Source organism: Filimonas zeae (genome assembly GCF_014641615.1).
Taxonomy (GTDB): Bacteria; Bacteroidota; Bacteroidia; order Chitinophagales; family Chitinophagaceae; genus Filimonas; species Filimonas zeae.
This window is the reverse complement of sequence record NZ_BMIB01000006.1, coordinates 90,624-104,432: the sequence shown is the minus strand read 5'-3', so window position 1 is coordinate 104,432 and position 13,809 is coordinate 90,624. Positions and strand designations below refer to the sequence as shown.

Sequence of the window (13,809 nt, the reverse complement as noted above, 5' to 3'; positions counted from 1 at the left end):
AGTGCCGGAAAAAGATCTTATAAAAATATTAGTGGTAGACGATAGACCGGATAACCTCCTGTCTATCGAAACCATACTGGAGAAAGAAGATTACCATATAGTAAAAGCCAACTCTGGCAGGGCTGCCCTGAAGATATTGCTGAAGGAGTACGACTTCTCGCTGATACTGATGGATGTGCAGATGCCGGATATGAATGGTTTTGAAACGGCTTCGTTAATTTATGAGCGGGAGAAGCTGAAGAATGTGCCTATCATATTCATTACCGCGCATAGTGAAGATGAAGCCATTTTTAAAGGCTATAAGGTGGGTGCGGTAGATTTTATTTACAAACCCATTAACCCCGAACTGTTGCGGGTTAAAGTGGGGTTGTTTGTGGAATTATACCAGAAAACCCAATCGTTACTGGCGCAGGAAACCAAGCTGCTTACCATCAATGCCTCCCTGCAGAAGGAGATTGAAGAAAGGCAGGCCAGCGAACAGAAGGTGCGCGATCTTAACCGGTTACTGGTGCAGAACAACAGCCACCTGAAAGCAGTGAATGAAGAGCTGGATCGCTTTGCTTACATCGCCTCACACGATTTGCAGGAACCCCTGCGTAAGATTCGTGTATTCAGTGATATGATTGCACAGCGCAAAAGCCAGGAAGCGGAGGTGGATAAGTATGTAACTAAAATTATGAATGCCACCATTCGTATGCAGCAGCTGGTGAACGATCTGTTGCGGTTTTCCCGCCACTCTTTACAGGGTGGGGATTTTATGATGGCCGACCTGAACGTAATAGTAAAAGAAGCCATTGCGGAAATGGAAATAGCTGTGCAACAATCCGGTGCAAAAATACACCTGCACCCCCTGCCTTCTGTATTTGTAATTCCGGGCCTTATGCGGCAGGTGTTTTCTAACCTCATCAGCAATGCCATCAAGTTCAGAAAGCGCAACAGCGTGCCTGAAATAAAGATTTATGCAGAGCAGTCTGCCATGCAGGATAACAACTATTACCGGGTATTTGTAATTGACAACGGTATCGGGTTTGAAGAGCAGTACAACGAAGATATTTTTGTAGTGTTTAAACGCCTGCACAGCTATCATGAAATAGAGGGTACCGGCATAGGCCTGTCTATCTGTAAAAAAATTATGGAACAGCACAATGGCTTTATCTCTGCCTCTGGTGTGCCGGACAGCGGTGCTACTTTTGTGGTAAGCATACCCGAAAAGCAGGCGGGTGGATATGATGATGAAATGGCTGCCGCTATATAAACTTATTTGCCGTAGCCGTTCATGGCTTTTATAATGGCTTCGGCATTGGAGTTTACATGCAGCTTGCGGTATATGCTTTTAATCTGTACCCGTATGGTTTCTACGCTTTTATTTAAAGCGGCAGCTATCATTTTATAACTGTAACCCTTTACCAGGTAATCCAGTACCTCCTTTTCTTTCTCGCTTAAGCTTTCTTCCTGTTTAGGAGCAATAAAACGCGATTTGGGAAAATGCGTGAGTATCTTTTTGGCTACCGAAGGTGTTAGCGGGCAACCGCCTTCCAATACATCTTTAATGCTTTCTACTATTTTTTCAGGCGGTGTGCTTTTGAGCAGATAACCATCGGCACCCAGGCAAATGGCGTTAAGTATACTATCGTTGGTGTCAAAAACGGTTAATATCAGTGTTTTGGCCTGTGGGTGTGTTTTCTTCAGTTCGCTGATGCCTTCCAGTCCGTTTACTTCGGGCATGTCTATATCTGAAAGAATAATATCCGGCCGGTGCTGATCGTACAGCCTGCATATATGCCGCGCATTGGAATAAACCCCCGCCACTTCAAAATCAGGTTGCAACTGTAACAGATCACTCAACGACTCCTGCATCAGCGGGTTGTCTTCAAATATTAATACTTTGATGGAATTCATGCTGTTTCAAATATAAGATTGCGCTTCTGAAAACTCAATACCCTATTCGGGTTAGCTTACCGGCCTATATCCATTTTAATCAACCAGCGGGTGCCGCTGTCGTCTGTAGTTATTACTGCTTTTCCTTTTTGTTTGCGTGCTCTTTCGGTAATATTATACAGGCCGTTGCCTTTACGGGCATGCTCCTGGTTAAAGCCCACTCCGTCATCTTCCGAAGCAATTACCAGGCAGTTCTTTTCCATAGAAAAGTGAAGAGAGAAGTGTTCTGCATCAGCATATTTTACGGTGTTGTTGATAATCTCCTTGCTGATGAGGTAAATGTCCTTGCGCAATTCCATGCTTATTTTACGGGCCAGTAACTGAGGGGTACAATGCAGCAGATACTGCGTACGTGTATCATCAAACATATTGCTCATATACTCACGCAGCCTTACTATAATCTGTTCCAGCGTGTCAATATCGGGGTTAATGCTCCATACCATATCGCTGATAGCGCCTACCATGTTACGGCTGGTGCTTTCTATACGGGTGGCTACATGTTTGGCCTCTTCTGGCTGGCTATCTATTTTCTTCTGCGCCACTGCACTCATAATACTAATGCTGCTTAAAGCGGCACCAATATCATCATGCAGGTCTTTGCTTATTTTAGACCGCAGCTGGTATAAAGCGGTAAGCCGGTTAATGCGCGTGCGATAGAATACGTAAAAAACACCCACTATAGCAAGCCCTATCAGTGTATAAAACCACCCTGTTTGCCAGAAAGGGGTTTGAATGGCAAACAGAAAACCCGCCACACCGCTTTCTATGCCATTGCTGTTGCGCGTTTTTACCAGAAACAGGTACTGCCCCGGTTTAAGGTTGCTGTAGCTGGCGTTGGAAGGGCCGGAGCTGCGCTGCCAGTCTTTATCCAGCCCTTGCAGTTTATACAGAAAAGTAATATTGTTATTGTCGTTAAAATTAACCGCACTGAAGTCAAACCGGAAAAGCGTCTGGTGATAATCGAAGGAGGGTGGCTGCAACAGAATACTATCGCTGTTATAATAAAAAGGTGCATTCATTACATAACACCGGGCAATATAAGGGTCTGGTGGTGTTTCCTTTACCGGATTGCGGTTGTTCAATGCAAATATGTTATAGCCACCTTCGTACCCTGCCAGCATTTTATCGGATACTGCGGATATGCGTTGCAGAAAAAATGCGCTGCTTTGCGAGGCGGGTAAGAGGTAGTTGGTGAATTTATGTTGCTGCATATCATAATAAAACACCCCGGTATTGCCCCTGCCCCATATGCACTGGTTGGTATCGGCTTTTACTGAATATACGTAGGTTGATTGCAGGCCATGCGTGCGGTTAAAGTTGATAAAGCTATCACGCTGCGGCAGGTACTGTGTAAGCCCGGCCATAGTACCTACCCATATATTGCCCTGCTGGTCGAAGCTGAGTGAGGAGCAGCGGTTGCGGGTATCGTAACAGCTGGTAAAGGGTTGGCGATGGGGCGTATAGGTGCAGGACTGGGTATTAAAACTAAACAGGCCGTATTTAATACAGGTAAGCCATACGGTGTGCTGCTGATCGTGCAGGATATCCTGTACCGGAAAAGAGAGCCACAGCGAGCTGTTTTCTATAGAGGTACCGTTAAAGGAATAATCATACGGTGTAAACTGCCGGGTGTGGGTATTGTAATACATTAGTCCCCGGTCGGTACCAATCCATAAATTCTGCTGATGATCTACTGAGGCGGAATAACAGGTGCGTGGTGGGGTATGTGCAGTGCGCTGAAAGCTGGTCAGCTGGTATTGGTGTATCTCCTTTTCTGCTATAGCCCATAGGTAGCCCTGCTTGTCTGGTTGCAGATCCTGATATACCACGCAGGCTTCCGGACTTTCACCTTTGGGTAGTGTTTGCAGCCATTGGGTTACCCGGCGCTGTGTGGTATTGTATACAGCGATGCCACCTACCGGCTTGTCCAACGTAAGCCAGAGATGTTGTTTGTTATGCGGGTCCTGATAAATCTTTTTTACCAGTACAATATTGTCGCCAAACATAATCTGCGGAATATTCTCCGATACAATATCCTGCATGTTCATGTTCAGCTTAAACAGGCCATGGTCGGTACCAATCCATAAAATATGATCCATCAGAAATAAGCAGGAGAAGATGCCGCGTGGCATATTGCTCAGCTTGGAGTTGCGGTTTTGCCAGGAGTAAATAAACTGCTGCTGCTGTTTATCAAATACCAGTACTTTATTGTCGTAGGTGCCGCATATTAACCGTCCGGGGCCGGTAAGCCGTGGAAAGCTGGATATGCACATAATATCATCAAAGTCCAGGTGCTGCAACTCCGGCGTGCCTTTGTTAAACAACCGGTAACTGGTGTCTCGTATAGAAAGCAGACCTACATTGGTGCCTGCGTATATGGTGCCATCGTCGTCTTTATACAGGTCAATTGTTTGGGCATCCGCAGGTAAGGTGGGTATGGCAAGCTTCTGTAACTGTTTGCTGCCAGCTTCAAAGGCGTAAATACCATTGGTGCGGGTACCGGTAAGCAGCCGGTTTTTATCATACACAATACACTGCGGATCGGGTATATGCTCCTTCAGCATGTGCGTGTAAGTTTTGGTTCGGGTATCAATGCGGAAAAGGCCATCCTCCGCAGCCAGCCATAAAGTATAGGCATCGCTGCCCTGGCATAACGGCGCACGGTACAGTACATGCATATTATCAGTACCGTTGATATAATGAAAGCGGTCGTATAAAGCATCATAATAGCACAGCCCCCCTTCAGTAGATATCCAGAGGGTGCCCGCACTATCCAGCAGCAGATCGGTAATCCAGATACTGCGCAGGCTGCTGGTATCGCCCGGTATATGCGTATAATTTTTAAAGTTATAACCATCATAGCGGCTGAGGCCGTTTTTGGTAGCTATCCATAAAAAGCCCCGCCGGTCGGTAATTACCTTACTGATAAAGTTGTCTGTTAACCCGTTATCCGTAGTATAAGCATCAAACTGAAAGTTGTTGGTGAGTGATGAAATAGTTTGTGTATTAGCAGTTTGGGTTGCTAATAGAGATGCAATAAATAATATATATGGCAGTGCCTTGTACATACAGGTAACCCTTTTTGGGTATTCGTCTGTAGAATGAATGTAAACACTTTTGTGGTACTTATGAAAGTATTTTCACCTGTGCCAAAATTATTCTTATGCGTAAATTGATATACAAAGCCACGCTGCTGCTGGCTTTTGTATACCTGCCTGTAATGATTGCTTCTGCCCAGGATATGGCAGCACTAAAGAAGCAGAAGCCCTTTTCTGTTTCCGGTACTATTGGTGTGGGTATAGGAACCTACAACGTTAGCGGGGTACCCTCACGCGCCAGAAGCTTTTCTTATCTTGTAAGTGGTTCACCCGTGGTATCTGTATATGGTATCAGCTTTCCGGTAGGTATTGTAGTATCCGATCAGCAGCGGGGTTTTACACAACCTTTTAACCAATATGGCGCCAGTCCGCGGTATAAATGGCTTACCGTTCATGGTGGATGGCGCTCTGTTACTTTTTCGCCTTATACGCTTGGGGGAGCAGTATTTTTAGGTGGCGGAGTAGAAATGAATCCCGGCAAACTGAGGCTGGGGTTCGTCTACGGCCGTTTTAATAAAGCCATTGAAGCAGATTCTACCAAAAGTACCAGTTACTTTTCACAAATACCAGCCTATAAACGTACCGGATACGCGGCTAAAATAGGATACGGTACAGAGGATAACCACGTTGATTTTATTTACATGCGCGCTAAGGATGACAGCAACTCCATCCGCCGCCCCGATGCCCTGTATAATATTACCCCCGCAGAAAATGCGGTATTCGGCGTTTCATTAAAGTATAAACTGTTTAAGCACATTGTAATAGAAAGTGATGTGGCGGGCAGCCTTTACACCAGAGACCAGGGGGCTGATACCTTTTCTAATGAGCTGTTAAAAGATGCGGGCGTACTGAATCGCCTGGTGAAGATAAACGCCTCTTCGCAGGCGCTTACTGCCGGCCAGGCCTCACTGGGTTACGAAGCGCAGGCATTCAATATACGGGTGCAGTATAAAAGGGTAGATCCCAACTTTCAGTCTATGGGAGCTTACTACTTTGAAACAGACGTGGAGAACTATACCCTTATACCCTCTTTTTATTTTATGAGGCGCCGCCTGATAGTCAATGGCAGCATTGGCTGGCAGCATGATAATATACTAAAAGACAAAAGCTTCCGCAGTAACAAAACCATTGGTAATGTAAACGTAGCGTTTAATGAGCAGGCGTTTGGTGCCAGTGTGCAGTATAGCAACTACGGCATTAGCCAGGACAGGGGACTAAACCCGGTAATAGACACCCTGCGTGTATCGCGCACCAACCACAATGTAAATGCGATGCTGCGGTATACGCTGGCTAATGAGCAGCTGCAACAGAGTTTTATACTGGTTGGTAATTATCAGGCTTTGGTTGATCTGAATAAGTCTACCGCCGGAGGCACAGAAACCAACAGCAAAACCGGTAATCTTTCCTGGCAGGGAGCGTTCCTTAAATCGGGCTTCAATGTTTCCGCCTCGTACAATTACACAGTGGCAGATGCACCGTTTTTGCACGCGGTAATACATGGCCCTTCTGTGGGGTTGGATAAACAGCTATGGCAATCGCGTATTACGCTGAATACCAACTGGAGTTATCAGCTGCAAACGAATAATGATACAAAGGCAGGCCGCTACATCAGCGGAACCTTTACAGGATCGGTACGGGTAAGTAAAAGAAACGCGCTGAATGCTACGTTGGGTTATTTGCAAAGCATATCAGACGATGAGCAGCAGTCGCCCTCATTTAAAGAATTCAGAACCAATTTCACATACGCATATACATTTTAAGCGGCTGTTACCACACAGCTCTTTATAACAATAGTTTATGGGATACACTAAATACATCATTGCATTGCTGTTATGCCTGCTGGGTATATTACAGCAGCCGGTTGCGCAGGTAAATGTTACTATCGGCGTAACACCGCCCTATTCCCCCTATCTCTCCAACTATACCTCGCGGGATGCCAATAAAATATTTCTCACGTTGCAGAACACTACTACCGGAACACTTCAGGTTAGGCTGGCGGGCTCTGCGGTAGGCGATAATGGTGTGGCTATCCGTTCCAGGCCAGGCTTTGTTTCGTCGCAGATGATTACGCTGGCACCCCGGCAGATTCGCCAATTGAATGGAACAGCCCTGAGCGAAATATTTGATCTCAACAATTTTGATGTAACGGGTATTGACAGAAATACGCTGGCCCGTACGCTGCGTTTGCCCGAAGGCAATTACAACCTTTGTGTGCAGGCACTGGATTATAACTCAGGCCGGCCACTATCTGCCGGTGCGCCCACCGGTTGCGCCCTGCTGGCCATTACCTACCCCGAGCCTCCGGTACTGGTTAGTCCGCTGCCGGGCGATAGTGTAAATGCAGCTACCCCTCAAACCGTAATCTTTAGCTGGATGAACCCCGGCGCAGTGCCGCCCGGAACGGAGTACACCTTGCAGATACAGGAGATGCCTGCGCGTAACGCCAATCCTAATCAGGTACTTATCAGTGCTACGTTTCCACTTTTGTCACAAAAACTAAGAACCACTTCTTATGTGTACAACGTAGGCAATCTGGCCCTGAAAAAAGGTAGCTATTACGCCTGGCGCGTAGTAGCTTCTGACCCTACGGGTAAAACCAATTTTAAAAACGAAGGCATAAGTGCAGCGGCAGTATTTAAGTATGGCCGTACAGAGTTGCTGGCAAGAGCGCGGGATGAAAGAGCTGCGCCCGAACCGGCACGTGTGGCAAAGGGCAATGCCGTATCTGTCAGCGGTGTGTTGCATTACAGGTATCGCAGTAACAATGGTACACTACCTGCTTCTTTCAAGGGCATCAAAACTGATTCCATACCATTAGCAAATGAGCAGCTGCAATTGTGTTATGGCCTTTGTAAGGTGAAAATGAATATTCAGAAGAAAGTGGTGACACAAACGGTAAGCCGCGAGGCGCTGAAAAACATGAGCCTGCCCACCGGTGTTACAATAAATTATTCGGGCAGAGATTCGGCCCGGCTAACCTTTTTGCAAATAGACAGTGTGCCTGTTTCAGGTGCGCCTATGCTTATGCCCGGCATTCAGCCGGCAGGCCTTTCATCCAACGGACTGGGTGAGGTAATTGCTACTACTACTACCGATAATTCCGGCGGTTACGCTTTTAATACAACTACTTTTAAAAGGTGTTATATATCAGATGCATTTTCTGATGGCACTGCCATGATCTATTGTTACTATGTAAACGTTAAAAACAAACACTACACCGATCCCTTTGTGTATGCTTACGCGCCAGATGATGAAAACGGATCTTTTGTAAACCTCGGTTTTTCTAAAGTGTTTATAGATAATTACGTATTGCAGGTAAACATTAACCGGAATAAAGAGTTTTCTACAGACCAGGGTAAAAGCCAGCAGGTGAGTGTAGAAAACAAGGCGGATAACATGGTGGATGTATACATTCTGCGTAAAGGAACCCCGCTGCCAACACAATCTTCTTATACCAAAAGGGTACCTGCTACAGAGGGGGATAACAGCGGTCAGGTAGGGTTTGCCTCACAGTCCGATATAAAGCCAGCCTTTCTGCAAGGAAGTAAATATTATATCGTAGCCAAACGCACCGTTATTACGCACCAGATATCCAGCCTTACCAATCCTAACAACTTCCAGGCAAATGCAGAGTTCTATAACCTTGTTAACAACCTGGGTAGTAACGAAAACTATTATATCTACGCTGAGTACAAAGGCTCATCGGTTTATTTTACGCCGCAGGAGTTTGGTTTTCAGCCTTACGCCAATGTTGCGGAATACCGGCCTATTTATGTAGTAAACAACACCCCGCAGAAAGTGAGCATGAAGCCTGCTTATGTATCTATAAAAGTAAAAGGGGTAATGAAATACCAGTTTAAGGGTGGTAACCTTACACCGCTGGCCAATGTAAAGGTGAGCTTTCAATCTGTGCTTTGGCAGAACGACAAGGGCAGTAAGCTATACGATTATGAAAATAAGTATGGCCACAATCGGGTATATGCCACTACTACCACCAGCAGCAGTGGATACTTTGAGTTGAATGCTGGTATGCTTAACTATAATGATTATTCAACGGGTAATGCTTTGTTGCTGGGGCTTGATCAGATTATTACAGTAAACAATCCTTATTATGGTAGTCCTGACAATGCTTTCCGTTTGCAGGCGGGCAATACCTATAACTTAGGTGAGCTGGTGGCGCAGGTAAAAGACTATAGCTATACTGCTATTATATCCGGTAAAAATGCCAATAATGGTTTAATAGAGCCACTTGCCGGTCAACGGGTATTCCTGTGCCGTAAAGCTTCGGTAAATCCAAAGTCGTGGGGTGTGCCTGCCGATGAAGGCGTAAAGAAAAACCTGCCGCAGGAGAAGATAAAAGATGCTGATAATACATGGTACAATGTAATTGGCTACGGGCAGGCAGGTTCGGATGGTAAAGTTATGTTCAGTAACCTGGTAGCGAAAGACTTTAACAATGCCGATGACCAGTATTATATATACTCCGAATCGGGTATCACCTCTGTACAGAATTACTCTACCCAATACGGATTGAAAGCAGGGATAGGTACTTTTCAGAAAGCATCGTGGACGAATTACTATAACAAAGCGGCCTTTGTATTCAATGCCGACGTGCGTAAGAAGGCCAGAGAATATGCGAATACGTTTGAGGCTAAGCCATTGGCGCCATTTATAGAAGGCGGTGTATACCCGCAAACCAACACCAGCACCAATGCGCTGCCCGGTGTGAAGGTGCGTATATACAATGTAAGCACCTCGCTTACTGCTGAAAGCATAGAAAAAACTATTGAAGACTATGGGGTAGAAATGGCTTTATGGATGAAGGGCTTTGAGAATAAACTACAGATACAGGAAACGCAGACCACCGGTAGTGATGGGCGCTTTTATTTTGGCGATCCTACCGTGCAGGGTAAATACAAAGGATGGAAGCTGCTGGCCTTTTTTAAAGATGGTTTTGTAAGTAACTATGAGGTGATAAATGCAGGCAAACCTATGGTTGCAGGTGTAAAAGAAACGGTTAAAGGTTTTCTGCTTCCGCCGCAGATAGTGCATACTACCGTAAAAGATGCAGAAACGGGTGAGCCGGTTGCTGCTAATATTGTAGTGGGCGATCAGTTTAGCTGGGCAGAACAGAAGGTGCTGTATAACTACAATTTCACTACTAAAAAAACAACACTGTTTACCACCGGGGTAGACCTTACCACACCTTATGGCAATGTTACTTTTACCGTAATACCAGATGATAATGTGCATTACCGCACCCAAACCTTTCAGCATAAGGTAAAGGCTCCGGCCGATAAAACCCAGCAGGTATCGGGGCCTTCGCAAACATTGCCCGACTTTGAGTTGTATTCACGCCGCAACCGCATCAGCGTATGCCTGCTTGATGCTAAAACTAAAAAAGGATTACCTGGCACAGTTACTATTATGGATGTAGCAGACGCGGTAAACCCGGCTATTTATCCGGTGCTGTTAAAGAAAGATCATTGTAAGGAATTTTCTTTTGTTTCTGCACAATCATCTTACCGCGTACAGATTACCAGTGCCGGATATGCCACCAAAACGCTTTGGGTAAATAACAACTCCAATGATGATATTCCTAAAGACCTGATGGTGTACCTGGAGCCGGCTGTTACCATACAAGGTAAGGTAGTGCTGAACGGGCAGCCGTTGAAGGATGCGAAAGTGTATATAAAAGAACTGGGTAACCTGCCCGCGGTATACACTGATGCTTCCGGTAATTACAAACTGGATGGAGCACCGCAGAACAATGCCACTGTTACTGTAATGGCCGTGAAGCCCGGCTCTAATGTAATAGGCCAGGGCCAGGCAGTAAAGCTGGATAATACCAGCACGCCCACCAGTTCCGGCTCAGGTGGTGGAACCACTGCTAATGTTAATATTGGGCAAGGCAACTATTCTGCTACCGGCAACTATAGTAATAATTTAAGCGGCAACAACAACTGGGCTGCCGGTGCGCATGGCAACAGTTCGCAAAACTTACAGGTGGTGGGGGTAAAACAGATTGACTTTACCCTTACGGAAAATAAAGATTTTGATCTTACACAGTTATATGGCTTTCCGCTGGAAGTGGAAGGGTTTGTAACCAATGGTATTACCAGCTACCTTACCGGCCGCATCAGTGTACCAGCCAATAAAGCATTTAATGGTAAAGAAACCTATCTCCATTTTTCAAAAATCAAACTGTCTAAAACCAGAAATAAAGGCAGCATGCCTTTGGCCACTGCAAGCGGGGAAGTAGAAGTGGATAATGACGATGTGCCTGTGAAGCTGTTTGGTATGTATGATGCCCGCCTGAAAGGATACCAGGCCGGGGTTAAGATTACTTCTTATAACAAAAGTACCGACAAGGGTATAGTAACCGGTACCGTTACCATGAAGAGCGGTAGCGTAGCGGCTAACGTACAATGGCAGGGCTCCGTATCGCTGAATGCGTTGGCCAGTGCTGAACAGGCCGGCGGTGGTATGGGTATGACTAAACTGGTAGACCCTAAATCTTCCGACTTTCTGATAAACGTACCGGTAGAAAACTCAATACCGGTATTTGTGTCGCATGCAGATATGGCTGGCAGCATTACCGGTTATTACAGCTTTAAAAACAAAGAAGGTACGCTGCGGTACTGCCTTAACAAAATTTACAAAACAGATACGTATGCTAAAAGCTATGTAGATAAAGATGGGCTGCACTTGTTTTCTACCATACATACCCGGCTGGAAAACGTAACCACCCCGGATATTAAACTGGGCATTGGGGAGGTGAAGGTAACAAGCCAGGCAATGGCGCCTGTGGAGGGTAACAGCGATATTACTATTCCGCTGGATGACTGGAATATTAAAAGCAAAAAGTGGAGCATAAACAACGGTGCACTGGAGCTGGATGGCGATATTGAAGCAGGCTCTATTACAGTACCTGCAAAAGGATTGGTGATAGGCGAAACGTCCATCGGCTTTGGCGACTTAAAACTGGATAAGATTGCTATAGCCGGGGTGTACAAGCTAAATATTGTACAATCGCAAACCATGGTGTCTTTTGGTTATGATAAAGCAGCACAATATGGCACACTGTACGATAAAAAGTATGGTTGCTGGTCTCTTTCGCTGCTGCCTAAGAACGCTAATGACGCACTTACGCAATTAACGGGCTTACATGATATGGCTGCCAGCGATAAGCTGCACATTATGAACATATCACTTTACAGCAAGGGTGGTGAATCGCGTATCATTCTTAAACAAAACCATCCTTCGGTTACACTCAATGGCTTTGCCGGCTTTGTGCCTTTTGAGGTGGAAAATGGTAAAGACTTCCTGAAAGTGAATGGTGCTTTAAGCTTCTCTATTCCGGGCTTTACCGGAACGGAAAGTGCGCCTTACAGCCTTAATTATACTGACAGTGCCGGTAAGCTGATTCATAAGCATTCGCCCATTGCGGGCCTGCGGCTTACCACCAACGGCATACGTACCGAGTTTTCTACGGCAGACCAGATATTTACCGGGGGTATGTTACAGCTGAAAGGTGTGCTGCGCGATAAAGTAAGTAATTCGCCCTACGCGCTGAATGTAATATTTTCCAAAAAGAATAACTATACCCGCATAGTGGTAGATACCACGCGTAAAGATGTGATATCGCTGGGAGGCAGTCAGCAGATGAAGCGAATTACAGGCATGATGTCGCTGATAGGGCAAACCTGGCTCAACTTTAAGTTTGAAGGCGATGTGCTGGCCGAAGGTATGGCGGAGGACAAACCTACCCATATGGGCTTTGAGGTAAAAGGCGATCTGGTTGCAAACAAAACAGAACTGGGGGTAAAGAATATGCCTTTCCCTTATCTGCCCAACAGTGCGTTTAACCTTACCTACGATTTTGATAAGAAAGCCGTAGTAGGTTCTTTACAGCTTACGGATATGAAAACGCCTGCTGCTGATTTTGATGCAGCGGTAGAAATGCAGCTGGGTGGTGGTGAATGGTACATGCTGGGCTCTGTAAGTATTAACAAACTGAAAATTGTGCCTTTGCCATTGAATGGGGCAGGTGCCGCCTTCTGTCTGGGAAGTACTTCTATCACCCCGCAGAAACTACAGATTATTCAGCCGGTATTTCACAATGGTATACTACCTAATGATTTCAGTTCTAAATTCTCTGCTATTAAAGGAGCCCTGTTTGTAGCCGCAGTAGATCTGAAGCTGCCATTACCCACGTTGGATATAGATATTGGTGTGGCCAATGTGCACGTGGGATATGGCATATATGGTAATGCCTATGCCGGGTTGAACTTTGATGAAACTGCCCCTATTGTGGATGGAGGTTTAAAGGTAGGTGCTTACGTAAATGTAAACGGAGGTGCCAGTATAGGCATAGCCTGTGCGGGCGTATCGCTGGCGGCAGAGATAAATGCCCAGGGTAACCTGCATCTGGAACTGCCTGCTTTGAAAGGTGCTACCCAATATGTTACCAACCCTGTAGCGCTGCTTACCGATAGTAAGATTGACGTGAATGTAGAAATGGGTGCGCAGCTGGGCGGATCTGCCTATGTAGGCGCAGGGGTTTGTAACTCCAGCTGTAACTCGGTAAAAGTGTGGGGTGTTACCGTGCCACCCGGTTGCCATAAAAAAGGTATTGGAAAAACCATGTCGGTATCTGGTGGTATTACCATTACCAAAAATAAAGGTGCAGTAACGCCAGACCAGGCTGTTATTTACGTAAACCTGTTAGATAAGCCATATAGTGCTACCATTCCTGTTCCTAACTTATAAC

At 45.8% G+C, this 13,809-nt stretch carries 5 protein-coding genes; 3 read left to right on the top strand and 2 right to left on the bottom strand.

Annotated features, from left to right (window positions below; genetic code table 11):
• Nucleotide 1 precedes the first annotated feature (1 nt).
• Nucleotides 2-1,255 (top strand): sensor histidine kinase, encoded by a 1,254-nt coding sequence (locus tag IEY13_RS26505; protein ID WP_188958169.1) that lies wholly within the window; start codon nt 2-4, stop codon nt 1,253-1,255.
• A 2-nt stretch (nt 1,256-1,257) separates the two neighbouring features.
• Here the strand turns inward: IEY13_RS26505 and IEY13_RS26500 are convergent, their stop codons facing one another.
• Both IEY13_RS26500 and IEY13_RS26495 read right to left on the bottom strand, forming a co-directional pair.
• The gene (locus tag IEY13_RS26500; RefSeq protein ID WP_188958167.1) at nt 1,258-1,899 is read right to left on the bottom strand and encodes a response regulator transcription factor; all 642 of its coding nucleotides are present in this window, start codon (nt 1,897-1,899) and stop codon (nt 1,258-1,260) included.
• 56 nt (nt 1,900-1,955) lie between these two features.
• Nucleotides 1,956-5,006, bottom strand: coding sequence for a sensor histidine kinase (locus tag IEY13_RS26495; protein ID WP_188958165.1), 3,051 nt, complete (start codon nt 5,004-5,006; stop codon nt 1,956-1,958).
• 95 nt (nt 5,007-5,101) lie between these two features.
• Here IEY13_RS26495 and IEY13_RS26490 point away from each other — a divergent pair, with 95 nt between their 5' ends.
• Both IEY13_RS26490 and IEY13_RS26485 read left to right on the top strand, forming a co-directional pair.
• The gene (locus IEY13_RS26490; RefSeq protein ID WP_188958163.1) at nt 5,102-6,796 is read left to right on the top strand and encodes a hypothetical protein; all 1,695 of its coding nucleotides are present in this window, start codon (nt 5,102-5,104) and stop codon (nt 6,794-6,796) included.
• A gap of 37 nt (nt 6,797-6,833) precedes the next feature.
• Nucleotides 6,834-13,808, top strand: coding sequence for a peptidase associated/transthyretin-like domain-containing protein (locus tag IEY13_RS26485; protein ID WP_188958161.1), 6,975 nt, complete (start codon nt 6,834-6,836; stop codon nt 13,806-13,808).
• The last annotated feature ends 1 nt before the right edge of the window (nt 13,809 follow it).

Bases quoted from the DNA above. Each gene is read 5' to 3' on its own strand.
- IEY13_RS26485 (WP_188958161.1), top strand. From the start codon at position 6,834: ATGGGATACACTAAATACATCATTGCATTGCTGTTATGCCTGCTGGGT.
- IEY13_RS26490 (WP_188958163.1), top strand. From the start codon at position 5,102: ATGCGTAAATTGATATACAAAGCCACGCTGCTGCTGGCTTTTGTATAC.
- IEY13_RS26500 (WP_188958167.1), bottom strand. From the start codon at position 1,899: ATGAATTCCATCAAAGTATTAATATTTGAAGACAACCCGCTGATGCAG.
- IEY13_RS26495 (WP_188958165.1), bottom strand. From the start codon at position 5,006: ATGTACAAGGCACTGCCATATATATTATTTATTGCATCTCTATTAGCA.